Below are 22,790 nucleotides of genomic sequence, written 5' to 3'. Positions count from 1 at the left end.
CAAATTATGTTTTTTCATATGTTTTCTAATTTTTTAAATTATTCTTTTTCCCAGTGAGCTTCATCTCCATATGGCGGAGCTCCTCCCTGAGCCGGAGTAATTGGCTGCTGTTCCTGGTTAATGTGGTATACATAAGCCGCAACATTCTGAATGTCTGTGCCTGTTAACACCCCATTTTTACCCCAGGCCTGCATTGCTGTACCTGTTACTCCATTTTCTACAACGTGGAATACGTTTTTGAATAATGTTTTTTCCGGCTGGTTATGCCAGTAGTTATCGGTAAGGTTGGGTCCGATACCTCCTCTACCACCGTCAGAGTGACAAGATACACAGTTGGTTTTGAATACTTCTTCACCGGCAGCGATGTTGTCTGCTGAATATTTAGCAGATTCAATCGTTACAGGAGGCTGTTCCTTCATATACTTATCAATAGCAGCCATCTGTTCTTTGTATTCTTTCTCATACTCGCTTAACGGGTGAGCGAAATCGGTGAAAGAGTATGCTGCAATATATACAATACAAAAAGCAGTCCCAAAGTAGAATAAACCTACCCACCATTTTGGTAACTGGTTGTCAAGCTCCATAATCCCATCGAAACCGTGGTCAATAAGGATATCTTTCTCTTCAGTTTCAGATTGCTTTTTGAAAGCAGCGTCATACATTCTTTTTAAGAAAGGTATTTTCTTTTCAGCAAGGTAAGCTGCTTTTTCTTCCGGAGACAGTTTTTTGAATTTGTTATTCTCTATCAAATCCCCGATAGCACTGTGGATGTATGCTAAAATGGCACTGATCACAACAGTTCCCCAGAAATATGGAGAGGTTAAGAACGAGTAGCTCTGTACAAATAAATAATAAAAAACTATTAAAAGTCCGGTTATTATTAAGATGTTTACAACAACAGGTGTTCTTTGTTTCATAATAAATAGTTTAATTTTTTAAATTAAAATCGTCATCTTCATCATCCCCCAGAGGAGCCTCTTCTTCTTCTTTGTAATATTTTTTAGGCCTGCTAAAAACATAGATTACTAAAGCTACGAAGAACAGCAAAAAGAAAATCAGAGCCAGCGTCTGGTAGAAACCAGCGTTTTCTGTATTGGATAATATATCTTTAAAGTTCTGAGGAATCATGTGAACCTTTTAATGTTTTTAGTTATTACTTGCTGTTTTGATTTCAGTAGTCTTGATATCTGTACCTAACCTTTGAAGATAAGAGATAAGAGCTACGATCTCTTTTTTCTCCAGTTCTCCTTCCGGTTTCTTGGCATATTCCTTTTTAAGGTCAGCTGCTTCAGAGAAGATATCTTTTACAATTTTCTTCGCCTGGTTATCTGCCCATGTGTTCGCAGAGTCAATTTCAGCTTTGGTGTAAGGCACATCAAATGTATTCTTCATTAGCTTCAGTTTGTCTACCATTTTAGATCTGTCCAGGTCAGTATAGATTAACCAAGGGTAACGTGGCATGATAGATCCTGCAGAGGTAGATCTTGGGTTGTACATGTGCTTGTAGTGCCAGGAACTTGGATTTTTACCTCCTTCTCTGTGTAAATCCGGTCCTGTTCTCTTAGAACCCCATAGGAATGGTCTGTCGTATACAAACTCCCCTGCTTTGGAGTACTGTCCGTTTTTACCGTTGAATCTTACGATCTCATCCCTGAACGGTCTGATCATCTGAGAGTGACAGGCGTTACATCCTTCACGGATATAGATGTCTCTACCTTCCAGTTCAAGTGGTGAATAAGGTTTTACCGCTGAAATGGTAGGTACACTTTTCTTAAGGGATAGGGTAGGAATAATTTCTACCATACTACCGATTGAAATCGTGAATAACGATAGAACAGTCAGTAACATTGGCATTCTTTCCAGCCAAAGGTGGAATCCTTCTCCTTCTTTACGTTTGTTTCCGATATTAGCTAAAGCAGGTGCTTCTGCAGGTACTTCTTTCTGGAATGATCCCTTTCTTACCGTAGCAATTACGTTAACGATCATTAAGATAGCTCCTGAAATATAGAATAAACCTCCTAAGAATCTCATTTTGAAGTAAGGAATGATTGCTGTTACGGTATCCAGCCAGTTTTTCCATAGTAAGGTTCCGTCCGGGTTGAACTGCTTCCACATTAATCCTTGCGTAAATCCTGAAATATACATTGGCACTGCATAGAAAATAATTCCCAAAGTACCTAACCAGAAATGCCAGTTAGCTAATTTTACAGACCAAAGTTTTGTTCTCCACATGATCGGTACCAGGTAATAGATAACCCCGAATGCCATGAAACCATTCCATCCAAGAGCTCCTAAGTGTACGTGACCAATAACCCAGTCTGTGAAGTGACCAATTTTGTTGATGTTTTTTGTTGCTAAAAGAGGCCCTTCGAAAGTTGCCATACCGTAGCATGTTACCGCTACTACAAAGAACTTAAGAATAGGATTCTCTCTTACTTTATCCCAGGCACCTCTTAAAGTAAGAAGCCCGTTCAGCATTCCTCCCCATGACGGTGCAATAAGCATGATTGAGAAACCTGTTCCCACAGCCTGTGCCCATGCAGGAAGTGCTGTATACTGAAGGTGGTGAGGACCAGCCCAGATATATACGAAAATTAATGACCAGAAGTGAATAATAGACAGTTTGTATGAGAATACCGGTCTGTCCGCAGCTTTTGGCAGGAAGTAATACATTAAACCAAGAACCGGAGTTGTCAGTACGAATGCTACCGCATTGTGACCGTACCACCATTGTACAATAGCGTCTTTTGCCCCTGCATAAGCAGAGTAAGATTTCCAGCCAGTGAAAGATAATGGAACTTCAAGGTTGTTGAAGATATGAAGCATTGCTACTGCAACCCAGGTACCCAAATAGAACCAGATAGCTACATAAAGGTGTCTTACTCTTCTCTTGGCAATCGTCATAATCATATTCACCCCGAAAATAATCCACGATATAGCAATTAATATATCAATTGGCCATTCGTGCTCAGCGTATTCTTTTGATGTATTGATTCCCATAAAGAAGGTAATGAACGTCGCAACGATCATTAGCTGCCAGGTCCAGAAATGAATCCATGACAATGTATCACTATACATTCTTGTTTTTAATAATCTCTGTGTAGAGTAGTATACCCCAACATAAACAATATTACAAACGAATGCAAAGATTACGGTATTGGTATGAAGCATTCTGATCCTACCAAAACCAAATGCACCATGAGTGTTTATTAGCCCTTGAATATTGCCCGATGCAAGACTATTGATGGTTGTATCATCTGTTCCGAAAAAGAATTCGGGTAATTCAGGGTAGAAAAGCATTAATGCCGCCGTAAGCCCAAACGTAAACCCTATAAAACCAAAGATGATGGTCGCATAGAGGAACGCACGGACAATACTGTTGTCATAACTAAACTTTTGTGTTTCCATATCAACTATTCACTATTTTTCTCAAATTTATTTATTCTTTCCTATTTCTTTGTCGTTTTTATTCCTGTCGCCATTTTCATCATTTTCTTTGACACTTTCATCATCGAAAAGGATTCTGACAGCCGGAGATTCATCATCCTCAAACTGCCCTTTTTTGGCATACACTATAAATACGACCAGGAAGATCGCAGCTAAAGAAACACTGCAGACGATCATTAAATATAGAATATCCATTGGACAACAAAATTAACCTATTTTCGGGGTTCAAATTTAGTGAAAAATAATGACATTCATCACGAAATGCCGATTTCAGCTAATTTAAAATCAGTCTAAATAAGGGGCTTTAAGCCTGCTTTTTGAAATGTTTCCGGCCTAAAATCCAGGTGGCAAGTGTCGTAAATGTAACAACGGTAATTGAGCTGATTGGCATGATGATTGCTGCGAAGAGCGGATGCATATGGCCTGTAACTGCGTAACTTAAACCAACAATGTTGTAAAGAAAGCTGATTATGAATGTCATTTTTACAATGGTAATCGAGCCTTTGCAAACATTAAGATAGTTATCCAGCGTAACCACTTTTTCACCATTCATAATCACGTCAGAAGAAGGGGTGAAGCTGTTCGTGTCATCGGCAATCGCAATTCCTACGTTGCTTTGCTTCAGTGCCCCGGCATCGTTAAGACCGTCTCCAAGCATGGCTACTTTCATGTGCTGATCCTGAAGGTTTTTGATGTAATTAAGCTTGTCTTCCGGACTTTGATTGAATGCCATTCCTTTGAAGTTAGGGATAAGCTCCCTAAGCTGGCTTTCCTCAGAAGAATTATCCCCGCTCAGAATAAATATTTTGTAATCCGTAAGCTTTTTGAAAAGTTCTTTTAACTTAGGACGATATTCGTTTTTGAAAATGAATTTGCCCAAAAATTCTCCATTTTTACTGATGTAAACAGCTGTTTCCAAGTTTTTAGGCTCCTGATCGTTATACCGTGCAGAACCAATTTTATAAAGACTTCCGCGTACTTCTGCCTCATAGCCTTTCCCTGAGATTTCCCTGAAGTTTTCAACCGTGAAATAATCATCATTCACATCAATAAATTCATAGAGTGATTTTGAAAGCGGGTGATTGGAATTTTTTAACAAGGTTTTGATATTCAGATTGTCAAATTCGCTGATTTCAGAGCCTTCATATCTGATGTTTGATTTTTTACGATGGGTAATTGTTCCCGTTTTATCAAAAACAATCGTATCAAGCTTAGCGATTTTTTCAATCGTAAGAGTATCTTTTACGTAAAATTTATTCCGGCCTAATATCCTCATAATGTGTCCGAAAGTGAATGGTGCGGATAATGCGAGCGCACATGGGCAGGCAATGATCAGAATCGCTGAAATGACCTGGAACATTTTCTCCAGATCAATGAAAGCCCAATAGGTTCCGGCGATTACGGCAATGCCTAAAATGATGAATGTGAAATACTTGCTGATGCTGTTGGTCAGGGTGTCAAGCCCGGTTTCATGTTTTTTAAAGGCTTCTTTATTCCATAGCTGGGTAAGATAGCTTTGGTCAACGTCTTTAATGACTTCAAGCTCCAACGAGGATCCGATCTGTTTTCCTCCTGCGAAAATTTTATCACCCGGCTGTTTGCTGATGCTTACGCTTTCGCCGGTAATAAAGCTGTTGTCGATATTTCCCTCCCCATTGATCAGGATGGCATCTACGGGAATGATTTCCTGGTTCCTTACTAAAATCCGGTCTCCTACTTTTACTTCGGAAAGAAGAATGTTGTCCTGTTTTCCTTCAAAATCAACTTTTGTAACGGCGATAGGGTAGAAAGATTTGTAATCCCTGTCATAAGAAAGGGCGCTGTAGGTTCTTTTCTGAAAAATTTTCCCCATCAGCATGAAGAAGAGAAGTCCGCATAAGGTATCAAAGTATCCGGGGCCATAATCGGTAGCAACTTCATAGATGCTTCTTCCGAACAGAACAAAAATTCCAAGTACGATCGGTACATCAATATTCACAATTCCGTTCTTCAGTCCGTACCATGCAGATTTGTAATAATCCGAAGCCGAATAGAATACAACCGGGCAGGCTAATAAGAACATCAGTACTCTGAAAAGTCTTTTGTAGTGCTCCATCCAGTAGTCTTCTCCTCCTACATATTCGGGGAACGCAAGGAACATTCCGTTTCCAAATGCAAACCCGGCAATTGCAAATTTTACCAACAGTGATTTGTCCAGGTGGTCCACATTTTTATCCGCGGTTTCAAGACTGATAACAGGTTTGTAACCTAAATTTGTTAAAAAATTAGCTAGTTCGCTTAATTTGAAATCGTTATGGTTGAATGAGATCTGTAAGGTCTTACGGGTGAAATTAACCTGGGAATAATTAATGTTCTTATTCAGGGTGTGAAGGCTTTCCAGTAGCCATATGCATGATGAGCAGTGAATTACAGGGATTTTGAAAGTGACAAGGCTGGTGTTTCCTTCGGAGAAATCGGTAACCTTTTCAAAGATCTCCGGGGTGTCAAGATAATCAAACTGTGAAGAGCTTTCATCACTCGGGCGGATTCCTGCTCTTTTGTTAAGTTCATAAAAATTACTTAAATTATTGGTATTCAGAATCTCGTATACAGACTTGCAGCCGTTGCAGCAGAAAGTCTTTTCATCAAACAGAATTCTCTCTTTTTCTATACCTTGACCACAATGAAAACAGTTCTCGCTCACCTCCCTAAAATATTGAACTACAAAATTATAACAATTTTTTTTGTTTATCGCGTTAAAAAGTTCTATTTTTGTGATAAATATCATATAAAATGCCGCAGGAACAACAGATAGCAATTGAAGAGAGGTTCGCCAGAGTTTTTAATGATAAATCATTTAAGGAAAGACTTTCTAGCGCAGATTTTGAAAAATATATTAATGGCAAAAAGAAACTGAGTTTTCAGAAACATGAAACTATTTTCGAGGATGGAGAAACTCCAAAAGGAGTATTTGTTCTGGAAAAAGGTGCGGCCAAGCTTTCTAAATCAGGAGCGTTCGGAAAAGATCAGATTTTAAGATTTATCAAAGAAGGGGATATCATCGGCTATCGTTCTTTGCTTTGTGGGGAGAATTTCCAGGCAAAGGCTGAGGCTATGACAGATATTGAATGTATTTTTCTCCCTGCAGACATCTTCATGTACCTTCTTGAAGTAGATCCGCAATTGTCTTTTGTTATGCTTCAGAAGATCGCTTACGAACTGGGAGAATCTTCCAATACGATTACTTTCCTTGCCCAGAAAACCGTCCGTGAAAGGCTGGCGGAAATATTACTGCTGCTGGAACAGAAATTGGGTGTAGATCCGGAAGGTTTCATCAAAATTTCTTTAACAAGGGAAGAGATTGCCAACATTATCGGAACAGCTACCGAAAGTGCCATCCGCCTGATCTCCGAATTTAAAGGAGATAACCTCATTGAAGTAGACGGAAGAAACATCAAAATTCTGAATCACGACAAACTCATGAAACTAGGTCACGTAGTTTTATAAAAATCATACAAAAATTCAAGTCGGCGCAAGCCGACTTTTTAACTTTAAAAAATAGATACATTATGTCTGTTCACTCTGAAATTAAAAAAGTCACGACTGAAACCTTGCGTAAAATGAAATTCGACAAGGAAAAAATAACCATGCTTACCGCTTATGACTTTACCACAGCCAAAATGGTAGATGCAGGAGGTGTGGATGCCATTCTGATCGGAGACTCTGCTGCAAATGTAATGGCAGGTTTTGAAACTACATTACCCATTACGCTGGATCAGATGATCTATCATGCACAAAGTGTGGTGAGAGGAACTGACAGAGCTTTGGTGGTAGCGGATTTACCTTTCGGAACTTATCAGAGTAATCCTGAAAAAGCATTGGAATCTGCCGTAAGAATGATGAAAGAAGGCGGCGCACACGCTGTGAAAATTGAAGGCGGTAAAGAAATTTCCAAATCCATCAAAAAAATCATCAATGCCGGAATTCCGGTAATGGGGCATTTAGGATTAACTCCACAGTCGATCTATAAATTCGGAACCTATAAAGTAAGAGCAAAAGAAGAGGCAGAAGCAGAAAAACTGATTGCGGATGCACAGCTTTTAGAAGAATTGGGATGTTTCTCCATTGTATTGGAAAAAATTCCGGCTGAATTAGCTAAAAAAGTTACCGAAAGCATTTCTATTCCTACTATCGGAATCGGTGCAGGGGCAGATTGTGACGGACAGGTTCTGGTATATCACGATATGGTGGGGATGAACAAAGGTTTCAGTCCTAAATTCCTGAGAAGATATCTTGACCTTTACACTGAAATTACGGGAGCTGTGTCTCAATATGTGAAAGACGTGAAGAGTGTTGAATTTCCAAATGAAAGTGAAAGTTATTAATCTATGAACCATCAACAGAAATCACTTCAGGGGATATTATCTATTGCAGCATTGATTTGCCTTGCTGTAGGCTGGTTTAATTTATTTTCCCCGGGAATTAATCTGCTTCTTTCAAGAAAGGTATTTTATGTGCTGATGGGGGCAAGCTTCTTTATTCAGGCACCTTTATTTTTAAACAAAAACCTGTCGTATGCGATGTACGGTGCAGCATTGATCTGTATTGTAGGAGCATTCCTGCCGGAAGGCTCAAAGTTGTCGACTATTAAAACGCTGGGGCTTTTAGGAGGAATTGTACTTTCACTGTTTAACAGACCGAGATAAATTCAGATGATGGAGGAGCAGATTGTATATGAAGACAACCATCTTCTGGTGGTCAATAAAAAAGTCGGTCAGCTTGTACAGGGTGATAAGACCGGAGATGAATCATTATTAGAGACCATCAAGAATTTTATAAAAAAAAGAGATAGCAAGCCGGGGAATGTTTTCCTCGGTCTTGTTCATCGTATAGACCGTCCTACTTCAGGTCTGGTGATCTATGCCAAAACGTCCAAAGCGCTTTCCCGTCTTACGCAGATGGTAAAGAACAGGGAGATTAAAAAGACCTATTGGGCAGTAGTAGGTAAAGAAATGATCCCGCCAACTCAAAGATTGACTCATTATTTAAAGAAAAACGAAAAGAATAATAAAGCGATTGTTTTTCCTAAGGCTACAGAAGGGGCAAAAGAAGCAATTTTAACGTATCATGTAATCAAAACACTGGATAATTATATGCTTCTTGAAATCGATCTGGAAACAGGAAGGCATCATCAGATCCGTGCCCAGCTTTCCAAAACAGGTGTCCCGATCAAAGGAGATCTTAAATACGGCTCTCCCCGCTCCAACCCGGATGGGGGAATTAATCTCCATGCAAGAAAACTGGAGTTTATTCACCCGGTTACCAAAGAAAAAATAGAAATTATTGCTCCGGTTCCGCAGAATGATGCCGTTTGGAGAGCTTGTGAATAATAAAAAGCAATTCTTTTAAATTTTGTGTATTTTTTTATTTTTCATTTAGTTTTAGTGAATTAAATAAACAAAAAATGCTTTTATTGATGATTTTTTATTGAATTTAAAATTCTATTGATTATTTCGTATCTTAGTTTTAAATTTAAAAATCTAACTTATATGAAGCATTTTTATCCATTTTTTCTACCGGAAAAAAGAACAAATTACGTAAAGAGTGCATTATTGGGGCTGACTGCTTTATTGGGGAGCTCCAGTATGTATGCACAGGTAAGTGGCTATGTCTTCTCCCAATCCACAGGAACATATACTCCCATTTCAGGAACTGTTATAGCTGAGGCTACCGGGAATACAGCTTCTACAAGCCTTGATGATACTATTTATCCACTTAGTCTGCCTTTTGATTTTACTTTTAACGGGGCGGCTTATAATTCTATTAATGTTTCCACAAACGGTTTTATTACCTTTGGCTCAACAGCTCCCTCCAGCAGTGCGTATTCTCCCATATCAAGTACTGCGGGATATAGTGGAGCTATTTCTGCCTGGGGAAAAGATCTTAACAGTATATTCAATATCAATAGTACAACGGGAAATATCAGCTGGGAAACCAGAGGGACAGCTCCCAACCGTGAAATGGTAATACAATGGAAAGATTTCAGGCCTTCTTATAGTACTTCGACAACATCTGTCTATGCCTTTTCCTTTCAGATCATTTTGCAGGAGACTTCCAATGTTATCAAAACCATGTACAACAACGGAGCATTTTTAGTAGGAAATACGGAGGTTTCTTCAACCGTTCAGATAGGACTGAGAGGAAGCTCGAACAGCGATTTTAATAACAGGCTGAATGCTTCATCTCTGGAATTCATCAATTCTACAATAGGAACATCCAACAACAGCAGTCAGGCATTTAACTCTACAAGTTCCATTCCGGGAATGCCTACAGCAGGGTTAACCTATACCTGGACACCGCCAACCTGTTTGGCTCCTTCGGGGATCAATGTAACAGGGATAACCACTACTGCAGCTACTGTAAATTGGAGTGCGTCATCTACACCTCCTTCCAATGGGTATGATGTGTATTACTCAACTTCCAATACAGTGCCTAACTCATCTACACAACCTAGCCAGACGGGAATTACCGGACTTTCTGCAACGCTGTCGTTGCAGCCAAGTACCAATTACTTTGTGTGGGTACGTTCAGTATGTAACCCAAATGATAAAAGCAACTGGTCCCCAACAACAAGTTTTGCAACACAGTGTGAAGCCCTTCCCGGAGCTTATTTTGAAGGATTTGAGGGATATCAGGGAGTAACCAATGGTAATGCAGGTGTTTTACCTTCCTGCTGGACTAATCTTGGAACAACCACGGGAGGACACATTTCAAATAGTACTACCATTACAGGAAGTAATACCCTCTATTTATGGACATCAGGAACTACTTATGTTGCTTATGTAGCACTTCCTGCAATGAGTACACTACAGTCGGGGAACTACAGACTGAAATTTGATGCGAAAGCTGCTGTGACTGCCGGTGGTATCCTTCAGATTGGTTACCTGGATACCTCAAATAATTTTGTTGAATTAACAACGTTCAGTGTTGCTACAACTACCGCCGTATATCCGTTTTCTTTTGATATTCCGGCTTTACCGGCAGGTGTTACAAGGCTGGCTCTGAAAAACCCGGGAACTCCGGCAAGAAGTCTTTCTATAGATAACATTTCCTATGAGCCTAAGACTTTAGGGACTTCAGAAGTCGCTAAAAAAGATCTTCTGAAAATCTACCCAAATCCATTCAGTGATGTAATCTCTATTTCTGATTGGGATAAAGTAAAATCAGTTTCTGTCGTGGATGTTTCGGGAAGGATCATCAGAACAATAGAGGATATTTCTTCAGAAATGAACTTGTCAGAACTTAAAACCGGATTGTATATTCTTAATGTTCAGTATAAAGACGGAACAAAATCGTCTCATAAAATCATTAAAAAATAAAAAAATGATATTCAGAACAGAAAAGCGGTGGTTTCCATCGCTTTTTTTATTTAAAAACTAATTTTGCCTGTTCTGAAAAAATAACTAACTTCGTCCCATACTTTAGGGGTGTCTGCTACAAAACAGACTGAGACTTTACCCTTTGAACCTGATCTGGATTATACCAGCGTAGGGAAAAGTAGGTGACTTTTGCTGTGCATTCTATTGTACAATAACGGCCATTCCTAAAGTGTATTTAAATTATTAGGAATGGAACTTACAATCAACCACACCCGAAAAATATTTGCTGTACTTCCCGAAAATCTGGAGGCACTAATGGCTATGGAACTTCCCGGAAAGAAAAAAGGAATTGCCGTAGCCCTCAACAATCGTATTATTCCACTGTCCGCTTGGGCAGAGACAACTCTCAATAACAGAGATTCAGTATTAATCATCACAGCTGCCCAGGGCGGCTAATAAAATATACTTATGGCTCATTCAATCACACGTTCACCTTTTCCAAACTCTAAGAAAGTCTATGTTGAAGGTACAATACATCCTGTAAAGGTCGCCATGCGCGAAATTCAGTTAAGTCCCACAAAACTCACCAACGGTACTCCTGAACATAATCCTCCGGTAACGGTTTATGATACCTCAGGACCTTATACCGATGAAAGTTCAGAAATTAACATTCTGAAAGGATTGCCGAGAATCAGGGAACAGTGGATTCTTGATAGGGAAGATGTTCATGTTCTGGACAGTATTACTTCAGAATACGGAAAAGCCCGTCTTGCAGATCCCGGTCTTAATGAACTGCGTTTCTCCTATAACCACAATCCTAAAGTAGCCAGAGAAGGAAGAGAAGTAACCCAGCTTTATTATGCGAAAAAAGGTATTATCACTCCGGAAATGGAATATGTAGCGATCCGTGAAAATCAAAGAATCGAGCAGCTGCAATCAGTTTCAAAAGAAATGGCTTTTCAGCATTCAGGAAACAGTTTCGGAGCCAATACTCCAAAAAGTAAGATCACTCCTGAATTTGTAAGGGATGAGATAGCAGCAGGAAGAGCCATAATTCCGAATAACATCAACCACCCGGAAAGTGAGCCCATGATTATCGGGCGGAACTTCCTTGTGAAAATCAATGCGAATATCGGAAACAGTGCTGTTTCGTCAAGCATAGAAGAGGAAGTTGAAAAAGCAGTATGGGCCTGTCGCTGGGGAGCTGATACCATTATGGATCTTTCCACGGGGAAAAATATCCATGAAACAAGAGAATGGATCATCAGAAACAGCCCGGTACCAATCGGTACGGTTCCAATTTACCAGGCATTGGAAAAGGCAAAAGGAATTCCTGAGAATCTTACATGGGAAATCTTTAAGGATACTCTTATTGAGCAGGCAGAGCAGGGGGTATCTTATTTTACCATTCATGCGGGAGTCCTGCTGCGATATATTCATTTAACAGTTAACAGAGTGACCGGAATTGTTTCAAGAGGCGGTTCTATCATGGCAAAATGGTGCCTTTATCATCATAAGGAAAATTTCCTGTATACCCATTTCGAAGAGATCTGTGAGATCATGAAAAAATATGATGTTGCTTTTTCCCTGGGAGACGGCCTTCGTCCCGGATCCATTGCCGATGCCAATGACGCTGCGCAGTTTGCTGAGCTGGAAACCTTAGGTGAGCTGACGAAAATTGCCTGGAAGCATAATGTACAGGTTATGATCGAAGGTCCAGGGCATGTTCCGATGCATATGATTAAAGAAAATATGGATAAACAACTGAAAGAATGTCATGAAGCTCCGTTTTATACATTAGGCCCGCTAACGACAGATATTGCCCCGGGTTACGATCATATCACTTCCGGAATCGGAGCGGCTATGATCGGATGGTTCGGGTGTGCGATGCTGTGTTATGTAACGCCAAAGGAACATTTGGGACTTCCCAATAAAAAAGATGTGAAAGACGGAGTAATTACCTATAAACTGGCGGCTCATGCAGCTGATCTGGCAAAAGGACATCCCGGTGCACAGTACAGAGACAATGCATTAAGCAAGGCACGATTTGAATTCCGGTGGGAAGATCAGTTTAATCTGTCACTAGATCCGGATACCGCCAGAGCTTACCATGATGAAACCCTGCCGGCAGAAGGTGCAAAAATAGCCCATTTCTGTTCCATGTGCGGACCTAAGTTCTGCTCCATGAAAATTACCCAGGAGATCAGGGAATCTGCGGAAAAGGGAATGCTGGATAAATCACAGGAATTTATAGAAAAAGGAAAGGAAATTTATATATGATCATTGTTATCACTCCTGAACTGACGGTTCCTGATGAAACGGATATGGTCAGTCAACTGTTTCGGAAAGGCCTGGATTTACTTCATATCAGAAAACCTTTTATCAGCAGGAATGAAATGACGGATTTCCTTGATGGAATTGATGCTGCTTTTTATTCTCAGATGGTCCTTCATAGTCATTATGAGCTGGCAGATGAATATAATATCTCCCGTTTTCACTTTAGGGAAGAAATGCGGTTGAATGGAGAGTATAAGGCTTACATTGGTAAAGGTATTCTTTCAACATCTGTCCATGATATTGAAACTTACAATACACTGGACAAAGATTGGGAATATGCTTTTATCAGCCCGGTTTTCCCGAGTATTTCAAAAAAAGGATATGGTGAAAATACGAAAGTTATTCATGAAATATCCTGTCGGAACAATCCTGATTTAAAACTGGTTGCTCTGGGAGGAATTAATGAAAAAAATATAAAAGAAGTATTGGATTATGGAGTGGATGGGGTGGCTCTGCTGGGCGGAATCTGGGAAAGTGACGATCCTGTACAAGCATTTGAGAAATGCAGGAGAAATGCTCTTTTGTAATCAAAATAACGAATCAATAATGGAAAAATTACAATATATATCACAGGGAAATACAAAAAAAGAACAGGAGTTTAACATCCGGAATGCTCTGGATAACGGAATACAATGGATTCAGGTCCGGTGGAAAAATGCCCCGGAAAATGAATTGATCAGCCTCTGTGAAGTTTCAAAGAAGCTGTGCTCAGAATATAAAGCCGCTCTTATCATCAATGATCATATTCAATTGGTAAAAGAAACCGATGCAGACGGAGTACACTTAGGGCTTAATGATGATTCGGTTGAAAAAGCAAGGCGGATTTTGGGAAATCATAAAATAATAGGAGGGACGGCCAATACCATAGCCGATGTTCTTCAAAGGATGAATGAGGCCTGTGATTATATTGGTCTGGGCCCTTTAAGGTTTACCGCTACCAAAGAAAAACTAAGTCCTGTTCTGGGTTTTGAAGGATACCGGAAGATTGTTGAGAATCTGAAAGGAAAATCATTGGAAATCCCTAAGATTTTTGCGATTGGCAGTGTTACCCTTGAAGATATTTTGCCCTTGCAGCAGATCGGTATTTATGGAGCTGCAGTTTCAGGAGAGATTACCAGGCAGCCGTCTATGATTAAAGATTTTAAAAAAGTAATGATATAAAAATTGCAATACACTAAATTTTACGTTAAGTCTGTTTAAACTTATCCACAAACCGATGGTTGGACGTAGCTAAAAGGTACAAGGCTATTTGCGTGGATATTAGATATGATAAAAGTTCTCAAAAAAATAAAAATCAAAGATTTTAAAGACTTATGTGAACTTCTATACGCAAGGTATTTAAACTTAAAAATCACTAAAGGGTTTAAATAAAACTTTTGTGACGTTGTGGTTTAATAAAAAAGTTTGAACAGTTTTGTTACCAACTATAAATGAAAATTGAAGCAGGGGTATGATTTAGAAAAAACAAATATTTGAATATGAACAATCAAAAATTAATAATAGCAGACCGGGTATTTGAATCAAGACTGTTTCTGGGAACCGGCAAATTCGGGAACCTTGGAGAAATGGCGGCATCCGTTACCGCTTCCGGAACCAATATGGTAACGATGGCTCTGAAAAGAATTGATTCCCAGGCTGAAGAAGACGGATTGCTGGATTCGCTCAAAAGCACGCATGTACACCTGCTTCCCAATACTTCAGGAGCAAGAACTGCTAAAGAAGCTGTATTGGCAGCACAGCTTGCAAGAGAAGCCCTGGAAACCAACTGGGTGAAACTCGAAATCCATCCTGATCCGAAATACCTTCTTCCGGATCCTATTGAAACCCTGTATGCAACGGAAGAGCTGGCAAAATTGGGGTTTGTGGTAATGCCGTACATCCATGCAGATCCTGTACTCTGCAAACGTCTTGAAGATGCCGGAACTGCGGTAGTTATGCCTTTGGGAGCACCAATCGGAACCAATAAAGGGTTGAGAACACTGGATTTTCTTGAAATTATCATCAGCCAGAGCAATGTTCCTGTAGTGGTAGATGCCGGAATAGGAGCACCTTCAGATGCCGCCAAAGCCATGGAAATGGGAGCGGATGCAGTTCTTGTAAACACTGCCATCGCTGTGGCCGGAAACCCTGTGAATATGGCTGTTGCTTTTAAAGAAGGGGTTATTGCAGGAAGAAGAGCATTTGAAGCAGGTTTGGGAGCAATAATCAATCAAGCGGAAGCTTCCAGCCCGTTAACCTCATTTTTATTTGAATAATACTGCTAATGGGCACCTTTAGACATATTTTTGAACACTACCATTGGGATGAAGTAAAAACAAGACTGGAAAAAGTAACTATTTCTGATGTATTGAACAGTCTTCAGAAAAACCACAAAACGCTGGATGATTTTCTTAATCTGCTTTCCCCTGCTGCTGCTGAAAAGCTGGAACTGATGGCGAAAATGACCCGGGCAGCCACTCAGAAACGCTTTGGTAAAACCATTCAGTTATATGCCCCGATGTATCTCAGCAACGAATGCCAGAATATCTGTACATACTGCGGCTTCAGTCTGGATAATGCGTTGAGGCGGAAAACGCTTTCAGATACAGAAATTATGGTGGAAGCTTCCGTTTTAAAATCAATGGAGGTGAATCATGTGCTGCTGGTAAGTGGGGAAGCCAATAAAACAGTAGGAATTTCATACTTTCGGAATGCCATTCGCCTGCTCAGGCCTCATTTTGCTAATATTTCCATCGAAGTACAGCCGCTATCGGAAGAAGAATACTCAATGCTTCATCAGGAGGGTGTACATTCTGTGCTGGTGTATCAGGAAACCTATCATCAGGAGGTTTATAAAGAATATCATCCGAAAGGAAAGAAATCAAACTTTCATTTCAGGCTGGAAACACCGGACAGAATAGGAAAAGCGGGAATCCATAAAATTGGCCTTGGCGTCCTGCTCGGTCTGGAAGACTGGAGAGTGGACAGTTTTTTTAATGCGCTTCATATTGATTATCTGCAGAAAACATACTGGAAGAGCCGCTTTTCAGTTTCTTTTCCCAGATTAAGGCCGGCAGAAGGAATTATTGAACCTAATTTTATTATGGAAGATAAAGATTTGCTTCAGTTGATCTGTGCCTACAGGATCTGGAATGAAGACCTTGAGATTTCCATTTCCACCCGTGAAAATGAAAAATTCAGAGATCATATTATTTCCCTGGGCGCAACAGCCATGAGCGCAGGCTCTAAAACGAATCCCGGTGGTTATGCTGTGGATAAAGAATCTCTGGAACAGTTTGAAACCAGTGACGATCGCAGTATGGAAGAGATCAGAAGAGTTATTGAAAGGGCAGGATATGATCCGGTGATGAAAGACTGGGAGCCTGTTTATAGCGGTTTTATACCAACTATATGAAGAAAGAAGATGTTTTTGCACGGTACAGCCGGCAGATATTCGTAGAAGAAATAGGGCTGGAAGGCCAGAAAAAAATACAGGCTGCCAAGGTTCTGATGATAGGAGCCGGAGGTTTGGGAAGTCCCGTTATTCAGTATCTGGCAGCGGCAGGAGTGGGAACTCTGGGAGTGGCAGACTTTGATGAGGTTGAACTCCATAACCTGAACCGTCAGGTCATCCACAATGAACACACTGTCGGAATACCGAAGACTAAAAGCGCTGCACGGTTTGTGGAGAATCTGAATCATCAGGTTAAATATATCGGAATTGAGGAAAAAATAAATGAAGCCAATGTCGAAGAAATACTAGATCCGTATGATATTGTTATTGACGGATCAGATAATTTTTCAACAAGATACCTGGTGAACGATACCTGTGTGAAACTGAAAAAAACTTTGGTATATGGAAGTATTTACGGGTTTTCAGGCCAGATTGCCCTGTTTAACCATAATGGAAGCAGGGATCTGAGAGACCTGTTTCCTGAACCTCCCTTTGATGAAGATATTCCCGATTGCGACCGCCTTGGTGTTCTGGGAGCGCTTCCCGGAATAATAGGTAGCATGATGGCCATGCAGACTTTAAAAATTATCGCAGATCTTCCGGTTATCTTAAACCAGCTCACCCTTGTTGATACTTTGAACTGGAGATTCCAGACCGTAGATTTTTAATGGGCTATGGTTCTCAGGCATCATACGTATAAAAATAATTAGTTTTCTTCTTAAAATAAAAAGAGGCAGTAACCCTTGTACTGCCTCCGTTTATCTGTTACTGCGGGGTCTGCATTACTCCTCCGCTTTCTTCTTTTTTCGTCTGGTTCAGGATGTTCGGATCCTCTTTTGCCAGCTTGTTTTTGGTTGGAATCTTATAATTGATTGAAATTCCGAAATTCCTCGTGTCATTTTTAGAGCGGATCGTTACCGGCAATCCCTGCAGAGGGCTGGAATGAGCCTGCATTACCTGAGAATTGAAAATATCATTCGCAAACAGAGAAACCGTCAGACGCTTATCCATGAACTTCTTGGTTAAAGTAAGGTTAAGAGAGTTGTTGAATGGTTTGTCTGCTGTAAAATAAAAGTAGCTTCCTTTCGGGGTTAAATAGCTGTAATTCGCATTCAGGGTTATTCCTTTAGGAAGAAGAAGCTGGGTCATCACATTGAAGATCCAGAACCCTTTGTTATTCAGGTTGTCAATCTCATGCTTCTGATAGCCTGCATAAAGATACATAAAGTTGATCTTGTCCGGATTGAAGTTGAATTTCATAATCTCGCTCATAGGCTTGCTGAAAATCATAAACGGAATAGGAAGACCCACATTGAAATTATGGATTCTCATATTGGAAATATTTACCTGCTGATTATACAGGTTCTTTCCGTCTCTCATGATAAGCTGTGCTACCTGATTTTTTGCTGAGCTCACGCTATATCCCACAAAAGCATAGTCAAAAGCAGAAACTTTCACCTCATAGTTGTCAAATATGGTCGGCTGAAGATTCGGGTTACCGTTGATCTGGGTATTGGGACCTCCAAAGGTTGTATTGTTCGGGTTCAGGGCAGAAATACTCGGAAGACTAATCTTTTTGTTATAATTTGCAATAACATTCACCTGGTTCACTAGGCTGTACTGCACACTGGCATTCGGGAAGAACTTAAACTTATTGAAAGGAATAAGATCAGCTTCTGTCAGACCCTTTTGTGAGCTGTACATTCTTGTAACTCCTGAAATATCATAATTCTCAGCACGACCTCCCAAAATGAAATCAAATTTTTTCAGCTTAGCCTGGAATTCAAGATAAGTAGAAGCCGTCTGTCTTTGGTACTCCAGGTTGGTTATTCCTTTGCTTTCCGTATCAAAATCCATTTTTTCATATAAACCTCCGAAGCTTACCTTTCCTCCGTCCATCAGCTTGATTGGCTGCGAATAGTCTACTTTCAGATTCGCAATTCTCATATCCGTGCTGTTGTTCAGAATATTCCCTGTAAGATTATTCACAGGCTGCCCGTCTGTAAAACGTTCGTATCTCAGAATGTTATCCTGATTGAATTTATTATCTGATTTGGTAAAGCCAAACTGGAAATCAAGCTTTTTCGATTTGTCATCAAAACGTTTTTGATACGTTACCACAGCTTCCTGTCTTACATTATTGGAATTTGACGCGTCAAAATTGTTATTAAATGTGTAGTCCTTCAGGTAATATCCATCAGGGTTGGTAATATCCGGGATTACTTTCGTTGCAAACCCGCTGCTTAACGTGTAATTATCGTTGTTATTGTGATAAATGTCATAGTTTAGCAATAACCTGTCCATGCCAAGATCAAAAGTAACACCGGCCTTGGCAAAATAGCCGCGGCTTACCCTGTCTGTATAGCTGTTCAGCAATTCATCCTGCTGGTTATTCATCATATTTTCACGATAGTTCTGACCTACGTTCAGCTGCCATCCGAAATACTTGTTTCTGGCATTTAAATTCACAGAATTGCTCGTTCTGCTTCTGTATTTATCATAATCCGAGAATGAATAATTTCCGGAATAAGTAGCGGTTAAATACTTATTGGCATTTTTATTCGTGATGATATTCATGATAGCCCCTCCTGAAGTAGCGGGAAATTCTGCACCCGGCTGTGTGATAACTTCAATTCTGTCTACAGAATTGGCGGGCATCCCTTCAAGAAAAGAATTCAGGTCATTAGACGTAATATTTAAAGGTCTTCCGTTCAGATAAACATCAAGCATTTTCCCCTGATACATCATTCCTGCAATATCTGTAGAAACCAGCCCCGGAAGCTTTTTTACTCCCTCAAGAACGTTTCCGGTGTTCAGCTGAGGCTGTTCTGAAAAATCAAAAATAGTACGGTCTGCTTTCTGTTCAACGGCTTTTTTAGTTTTGGTGATTACAACACCTTCAATTTGTTTTTCTTTCGTGGCATTGTTCTTTTCCTGTGAATAGGCGAAAATAGAGCCCAACAGCGATAAAGTCAATATAGTTTTTTTCATAATGTTTTTTTACATCTATCCAGTTAGACGCCGGAAAATGAAATTTGTTACGAAAGAACACATAAAATTGAAATTTTAGTTCAGTCAAAGATTTGTTAATACCGTGATGTTTTACGGTAATACGTAATGACAGAGCTATTTAAGTGAAGAAAATTCTACAAAATCGTATTCCGCGGAATACGTAAAAAGCTGTCTGAATACTGCAGCATGACCGTTGCCGGCAATCACAAGGATTCTGTCTTCAGTATTATGGGGAATATTCTGAATATTCCGGAACATTCTCAGGTTTCTGTTATACCAGTACAGAGCCAGCATATCTGCTCCATCGTACTGTCTCAGTTTGAAATCTCCGCTAAGATAAGCTCCATAGCCGTATTGATGGTATTCTTTACTGTTCATGTACATAAAATTATCCAGCAGGGATTTAAAATTTTTAGGTTCCGAACTTTTATAAAAGGCTGTAAAGCTTTGTGATACCGGGTCATCACTTTTAAAATCATAATCCTTAAGAAGGTTTTTAAAATAAACAGAATCTGTTTTACCCAGTTTTTCCATGAGGTCATCCTGAACAGATCCTGCATCTACGCTGTAAAGCTCCCTGATTTTAAGATCACTGGCAATCCGCATAGCCAATTGATAGCGTTCATCACGCTGATTGCGGTGTTTGCCTTCACTGTACTCCTTTAGTTTCTGATTGGCATTCCATTCCGGCCAGGCTTCGATAGCGATTTTAGTAGGCTTGAATTTCTTGATATAATTAACAAGCTCTGTAACCTCTTTTGATGTTTTCGGAGACAATACATCTATCTGGTCTTCTTTCAGAGTTTTGTGGGCATCAAGATTAGGATAATCAAAATGGAAAGTGCCTACCACAAGAACCTTGGTCTTTGGGTTGTGAAAATAGTCTGAAGGCTTCTTCTGTGCGGTCATCAATGCAGGAAGACATAAAAGCAGGGTATAAAAAATAGTTTTCATGGCTATTAGTTTTTATATAGAGAAGATTAAAAGTTTCTAAGTTATTGAGCTCTTTGTTTTTCTTCAAAATCCACCGCTCTGGTATTGGATTTTACTTTCTGATTACCAAAGCTGTCAACCTTACGTACTATAATTTTTTTCTTTCCTTCCGGAGATACAGATTCAATAGTTTTCACTTTTACCGTATCGCCCGTCGTTTGAGCAGAGAAAAACATACTGCATAATGCTGAAGTGAAAATGGTTATTTTTTTCATGTTTATTTCTATAATAATTGCTGATATTGTGGGCGGAATTATTTTTTGTAAAACTATCGGGAAAAAGCTGAGGGGAAAACACCAATTAGATGAAACCGTTATTTTTTACGGCAAATAAGTTTTATCGGAAATTTTACTGGGTTCATCGAAAATTTGTAGGGTTTGTCTGGTGTAACTTTTATTTTTATGCTATGAAAAAGAAACAGCTTTTATTCCTTCATATTTTCTACTGGTGTCTTTATTTCATTAAAGAAGTGCTAGAATTCAATTTTAGCATTAAAAAACTAAATGAAATATATCTTATTTTTTCTGCTACTTTTTTTTTCACCAGTTTTTGCTGTTTCTACATTAATTACTTTTGGGTCGTTCCGAAATTTTTTGACCTTAATAAATTTTATAAGATCATTATTGGATATTTTGTCAGTGTTTTCTGTTTTGTTATTATACGGTATTCTGTGGAAGAGACTCTTTTACCTGCTTTATTTGGAATAAGAAATTATGCGGAAGGGACAGGGCTGGCTTTTTATTTCTATGATAATATTTATTTCAGTTTTATTACCATTTTTGTAAGTACGGTTTTATGTATTTTTAAATTGTATTCTGCCATGGAGGCTGAAAAGAATATACTTATGACCGAAAAGAAAGATGCAGAGCTTCAGGCGCTGAAAACGCAGATCAATCCGCATTTTATTTTTAATTCTCTGAATAACATTTACTCTTTGGTGTATCAGAACTCCGAAAAGGCGCTTCCCGCCATAGAAGAGCTGAGTCGTTTATTGAGGTACAGTACAAAAGATCTTGAAAAGCCTGTGATCCGGCTGGAAAAAGAAATAGGCTATATTGAAAGTCTGATTGCTTTAGAAAGTTTAAGAATTAAAAACCCGGAATTGCTGGTCTTTGAAAAGAATATTAATAATCCGGATCAGGAAATCTCTCCCATGCTGCTGGTGCCTTTTGTAGAAAATGCTTTTAAACATGGTGATTTCAGAAATAAAGGGTTTGAACTTAAAATATCAGATGGAAAAGGATTTCTGCATTTTTATCTTCATAATTTTAAGAACAACAGATCCAAGGATGATTTTTCAGGAATTGGTATTGAAAATGTTAGAAAAAGGCTTGAAATTTTATATCCTGCCCACCAATTGTCCGTTCATGAAAACGAATCTGAATTTGTAGTAGATTTGAAAATAACTTTTCCCCATGAGAACCATTAAATGCATTATTGTTGATGATGAACCGCTGGCTATCTCGCTGCTGGAAAACTACGTGCGTAAAGTCCCCTTTTTAGAACTGGTCTTTTCTGCAGAAAATCCCATTACAGCGCTGGAATATATCCGGAATAATAATTGTGACCTTATCTTTCTGGATATTCAGATGCCGGAACTTACAGGAATCAACTTTATGAAGATTGTGGGTGATACCCATAAGTATATTTTAACGACAGCCTATTCGGAATATGCACTGGAAGGGTATGAACATCATGTGGTAGATTATCTCCTGAAGCCTATTTCCTTTGATAGGTTTTATAAAAGCGTGGAAAAAGCCCGGGAGCGTTTTTCTTTTTCTGAAAATAAAAAAGAACCGTATTTCTTCGTTAAATCTTCAGGGCAGCAGCATCGGATTAATTATAATGACATCCTTTATATAGAAAGCATCAAAGATTATGTAAATATCCGGACAACAGATCAAGAATATATTGTTCTGGATACGCTAAAATCTCTGGAGCTTCAGCTTTCTGAAGCTTTTGTAAGGATTCATAAATCTTTTATCGTTAATCTGGATAAAATTAAAAATATAGGGCTTAAAAAATTAGTATTGGAGTCTGAACAGGAAATTCCGATTGGAGAGAGCTACAGAGCAAACCTGATGAATAAGCTAAAATAAACAGTCTATTCGGACACTTATGAGTTTTTATATATTTTTATCAAAAAACCTGTTTGTAATCCGGTTTATATTAAATATTCTGAAAATCAGTACCTCTATCATTGATCTGAA

At 39.2% G+C, this 22,790-nt stretch carries 22 protein-coding genes and 1 riboswitch; of the genes, 14 read left to right on the top strand and 8 right to left on the bottom strand.

The genetic code is table 11. The features are described 5' to 3' along the window. Positions 1 to 38: 38 nt before the first annotated feature. From AOB46_RS09565 to AOB46_RS09545, 5 genes are all read right to left on the bottom strand, one after another. A complete protein-coding gene (locus tag AOB46_RS09565; protein WP_062698703.1) occupies positions 39 to 917 on the bottom strand; it encodes a c-type cytochrome in 879 nt (292 codons plus the stop codon). A gap of 10 nt (positions 918 to 927) precedes the next feature. Beyond that, a complete protein-coding gene (locus AOB46_RS09560; protein ID WP_062698701.1) occupies positions 928 to 1,128 on the bottom strand; it encodes a CcoQ/FixQ family Cbb3-type cytochrome c oxidase assembly chaperone in 201 nt (66 codons plus the stop codon). A gap of 18 nt (positions 1,129 to 1,146) precedes the next feature. Continuing rightward, on the bottom strand, positions 1,147 to 3,408 hold the full coding sequence (gene ccoN / locus AOB46_RS09555) for a cytochrome-c oxidase, cbb3-type subunit I (protein ID WP_062698699.1): 2,262 nt from the start codon (positions 3,406 to 3,408) through the stop codon (positions 1,147 to 1,149). A 27-nt stretch (positions 3,409 to 3,435) separates the two neighbouring features. Next, a complete protein-coding gene (gene ccoS, locus AOB46_RS09550; protein ID WP_062698697.1) occupies positions 3,436 to 3,642 on the bottom strand; it encodes a cbb3-type cytochrome oxidase assembly protein CcoS in 207 nt (68 codons plus the stop codon). A gap of 109 nt (positions 3,643 to 3,751) precedes the next feature. Further along, entirely contained in the window at positions 3,752 to 6,130 is a 2,379-nt protein-coding gene (locus AOB46_RS09545; RefSeq protein WP_062698695.1) for a heavy metal translocating P-type ATPase, read from the bottom strand. Between the two features lie 89 nt (positions 6,131 to 6,219). On the opposite strand from AOB46_RS09545, the gene AOB46_RS09540 reads away from it, so the two are divergent. From AOB46_RS09540 to AOB46_RS09485, 12 genes are all read left to right on the top strand, one after another. Next, positions 6,220 to 6,933 carry a Crp/Fnr family transcriptional regulator gene (locus tag AOB46_RS09540; protein WP_062698693.1) on the top strand — a complete coding sequence of 238 codons (714 nt, stop codon included), beginning with the start codon at positions 6,220 to 6,222 and terminating at the stop codon, positions 6,931 to 6,933. A gap of 62 nt (positions 6,934 to 6,995) precedes the next feature. Then, positions 6,996 to 7,811 carry a 3-methyl-2-oxobutanoate hydroxymethyltransferase gene (panB, locus tag AOB46_RS09535; RefSeq protein WP_062698690.1) on the top strand — a complete coding sequence of 272 codons (816 nt, stop codon included), beginning with the start codon at positions 6,996 to 6,998 and terminating at the stop codon, positions 7,809 to 7,811. A gap of 3 nt (positions 7,812 to 7,814) precedes the next feature. After that, entirely contained in the window at positions 7,815 to 8,132 is a 318-nt protein-coding gene (locus AOB46_RS09530; RefSeq protein ID WP_062698688.1) for a hypothetical protein, read from the top strand. Between the two features lie 6 nt (positions 8,133 to 8,138). Continuing rightward, the gene (locus tag AOB46_RS09525; RefSeq protein WP_062698686.1) at positions 8,139 to 8,816 is read left to right on the top strand and encodes an RluA family pseudouridine synthase; all 678 of its coding nucleotides are present in this window, start codon (positions 8,139 to 8,141) and stop codon (positions 8,814 to 8,816) included. 159 nt (positions 8,817 to 8,975) lie between these two features. Continuing rightward, positions 8,976 to 10,805, top strand: a complete 1,830-nt coding sequence (locus tag AOB46_RS09520) for a T9SS type A sorting domain-containing protein (protein ID WP_062698684.1) — start codon at positions 8,976 to 8,978, stop codon at positions 10,803 to 10,805. Positions 10,806 to 10,899: 94 nt separating this feature from the next. After that, positions 10,900 to 10,997, top strand: a riboswitch (TPP riboswitch). Positions 10,998 to 11,054: 57 nt separating this feature from the next. Further along, positions 11,055 to 11,261: a sulfur carrier protein ThiS gene (gene thiS, locus AOB46_RS09515; RefSeq protein ID WP_062698682.1), complete on the top strand. Its 207-nt coding sequence runs from the start codon at positions 11,055 to 11,057 to the stop codon at positions 11,259 to 11,261. Between the two features lie 12 nt (positions 11,262 to 11,273). Then, positions 11,274 to 13,085, top strand: a complete 1,812-nt coding sequence (gene thiC, locus AOB46_RS09510; RefSeq protein ID WP_062698680.1) for a phosphomethylpyrimidine synthase ThiC — start codon at positions 11,274 to 11,276, stop codon at positions 13,083 to 13,085. Then, positions 13,082 to 13,669 (top strand): thiamine phosphate synthase, encoded by a 588-nt coding sequence (locus AOB46_RS09505; protein ID WP_062698678.1) that lies wholly within the window; start codon positions 13,082 to 13,084, stop codon positions 13,667 to 13,669. Before thiC ends, AOB46_RS09505 begins: the two co-directional genes overlap by 4 nt. 19 nt (positions 13,670 to 13,688) lie before the next feature. Continuing rightward, positions 13,689 to 14,303 carry a thiamine phosphate synthase gene (locus AOB46_RS09500; RefSeq protein WP_082377061.1) on the top strand — a complete coding sequence of 205 codons (615 nt, stop codon included), beginning with the start codon at positions 13,689 to 13,691 and terminating at the stop codon, positions 14,301 to 14,303. A gap of 317 nt (positions 14,304 to 14,620) precedes the next feature. Then, positions 14,621 to 15,397 carry a thiazole synthase gene (locus AOB46_RS09495; RefSeq protein WP_062698675.1) on the top strand — a complete coding sequence of 259 codons (777 nt, stop codon included), beginning with the start codon at positions 14,621 to 14,623 and terminating at the stop codon, positions 15,395 to 15,397. 8 nt (positions 15,398 to 15,405) lie between these two features. Next, positions 15,406 to 16,536 (top strand): 2-iminoacetate synthase ThiH, encoded by a 1,131-nt coding sequence (gene thiH / locus AOB46_RS09490; RefSeq protein ID WP_062698674.1) that lies wholly within the window; start codon positions 15,406 to 15,408, stop codon positions 16,534 to 16,536. Continuing rightward, complete coding sequence (locus tag AOB46_RS09485) at positions 16,533 to 17,243, top strand: HesA/MoeB/ThiF family protein (RefSeq protein WP_062698672.1); 711 nt, start codon at positions 16,533 to 16,535, stop codon at positions 17,241 to 17,243. Before thiH ends, AOB46_RS09485 begins: the two co-directional genes overlap by 4 nt. A 97-nt stretch (positions 17,244 to 17,340) precedes the next feature. On the opposite strand, the gene AOB46_RS09480 is transcribed toward AOB46_RS09485, so the two are convergent. The 3 genes from AOB46_RS09480 to AOB46_RS23200 form a co-directional block, all read right to left on the bottom strand. Continuing rightward, a complete protein-coding gene (locus AOB46_RS09480) occupies positions 17,341 to 19,566 on the bottom strand; it encodes an outer membrane beta-barrel family protein (RefSeq protein ID WP_062698670.1) in 2,226 nt (741 codons plus the stop codon). Between the two features lie 135 nt (positions 19,567 to 19,701). Then, positions 19,702 to 20,541, bottom strand: coding sequence for a DUF5694 domain-containing protein (locus AOB46_RS09475; RefSeq protein ID WP_062698668.1), 840 nt, complete (start codon positions 20,539 to 20,541; stop codon positions 19,702 to 19,704). Positions 20,542 to 20,582: 41 nt separating this feature from the next. Further along, positions 20,583 to 20,795: a hypothetical protein gene (locus AOB46_RS23200; protein WP_131724346.1), complete on the bottom strand. Its 213-nt coding sequence runs from the start codon at positions 20,793 to 20,795 to the stop codon at positions 20,583 to 20,585. Between the two features lie 455 nt (positions 20,796 to 21,250). On the opposite strand from AOB46_RS23200, the gene AOB46_RS09470 reads away from it, so the two are divergent. Both AOB46_RS09470 and AOB46_RS09465 read left to right on the top strand, forming a co-directional pair. Further along, positions 21,251 to 22,009, top strand: a complete 759-nt coding sequence (locus AOB46_RS09470; RefSeq protein ID WP_241489187.1) for a sensor histidine kinase — start codon at positions 21,251 to 21,253, stop codon at positions 22,007 to 22,009. Continuing rightward, positions 21,996 to 22,679: a LytR/AlgR family response regulator transcription factor gene (locus tag AOB46_RS09465; RefSeq protein WP_062698664.1), complete on the top strand. Its 684-nt coding sequence runs from the start codon at positions 21,996 to 21,998 to the stop codon at positions 22,677 to 22,679. Before AOB46_RS09470 ends, AOB46_RS09465 begins: the two co-directional genes overlap by 14 nt. The last annotated feature ends 111 nt before the right edge of the window (positions 22,680 to 22,790 follow it).

The organism is Chryseobacterium indologenes (genome assembly GCF_001295265.1).
Classification (GTDB): domain Bacteria; phylum Bacteroidota; class Bacteroidia; order Flavobacteriales; family Weeksellaceae; genus Chryseobacterium; species Chryseobacterium indologenes_A.
This window is presented reverse-complemented; position numbering and strand designations above follow the sequence as displayed.

What these genes read in the sequence shown, in the direction of transcription:
- AOB46_RS09475 (WP_062698668.1), bottom strand. Translation starts at nt 20,541, where the DNA reads ATGAAAACTATTTTTTATACCCTGCTTTTATGTCTTCCTGCATTGATG.
- AOB46_RS09540 (WP_062698693.1), top strand. Translation starts at nt 6,220, where the DNA reads ATGCCGCAGGAACAACAGATAGCAATTGAAGAGAGGTTCGCCAGAGTT.
- panB (WP_062698690.1), top strand. Translation starts at nt 6,996, where the DNA reads ATGTCTGTTCACTCTGAAATTAAAAAAGTCACGACTGAAACCTTGCGT.
- AOB46_RS09565 (WP_062698703.1), bottom strand. Translation starts at nt 917, where the DNA reads ATGAAACAAAGAACACCTGTTGTTGTAAACATCTTAATAATAACCGGA.
- thiH (WP_062698674.1), top strand. Translation starts at nt 15,406, where the DNA reads ATGGGCACCTTTAGACATATTTTTGAACACTACCATTGGGATGAAGTA.
- AOB46_RS09505 (WP_062698678.1), top strand. Translation starts at nt 13,082, where the DNA reads ATGATCATTGTTATCACTCCTGAACTGACGGTTCCTGATGAAACGGAT.
- thiC (WP_062698680.1), top strand. Translation starts at nt 11,274, where the DNA reads ATGGCTCATTCAATCACACGTTCACCTTTTCCAAACTCTAAGAAAGTC.
- AOB46_RS09560 (WP_062698701.1), bottom strand. Translation starts at nt 1,128, where the DNA reads ATGATTCCTCAGAACTTTAAAGATATATTATCCAATACAGAAAACGCT.
- ccoN (WP_062698699.1), bottom strand. Translation starts at nt 3,408, where the DNA reads ATGGAAACACAAAAGTTTAGTTATGACAACAGTATTGTCCGTGCGTTC.
- AOB46_RS09525 (WP_062698686.1), top strand. Translation starts at nt 8,139, where the DNA reads ATGATGGAGGAGCAGATTGTATATGAAGACAACCATCTTCTGGTGGTC.
- ccoS (WP_062698697.1), bottom strand. Translation starts at nt 3,642, where the DNA reads ATGGATATTCTATATTTAATGATCGTCTGCAGTGTTTCTTTAGCTGCG.
- AOB46_RS09520 (WP_062698684.1), top strand. Translation starts at nt 8,976, where the DNA reads ATGAAGCATTTTTATCCATTTTTTCTACCGGAAAAAAGAACAAATTAC.
- AOB46_RS09465 (WP_062698664.1), top strand. Translation starts at nt 21,996, where the DNA reads ATGAGAACCATTAAATGCATTATTGTTGATGATGAACCGCTGGCTATC.
- AOB46_RS09495 (WP_062698675.1), top strand. Translation starts at nt 14,621, where the DNA reads ATGAACAATCAAAAATTAATAATAGCAGACCGGGTATTTGAATCAAGA.
- AOB46_RS09485 (WP_062698672.1), top strand. Translation starts at nt 16,533, where the DNA reads ATGAAGAAAGAAGATGTTTTTGCACGGTACAGCCGGCAGATATTCGTA.
- thiS (WP_062698682.1), top strand. Translation starts at nt 11,055, where the DNA reads ATGGAACTTACAATCAACCACACCCGAAAAATATTTGCTGTACTTCCC.
- AOB46_RS09500 (WP_082377061.1), top strand. Translation starts at nt 13,689, where the DNA reads ATGGAAAAATTACAATATATATCACAGGGAAATACAAAAAAAGAACAG.
- AOB46_RS09480 (WP_062698670.1), bottom strand. Translation starts at nt 19,566, where the DNA reads ATGAAAAAAACTATATTGACTTTATCGCTGTTGGGCTCTATTTTCGCC.
- AOB46_RS23200 (WP_131724346.1), bottom strand. Translation starts at nt 20,795, where the DNA reads ATGAAAAAAATAACCATTTTCACTTCAGCATTATGCAGTATGTTTTTC.
- AOB46_RS09530 (WP_062698688.1), top strand. Translation starts at nt 7,815, where the DNA reads ATGAACCATCAACAGAAATCACTTCAGGGGATATTATCTATTGCAGCA.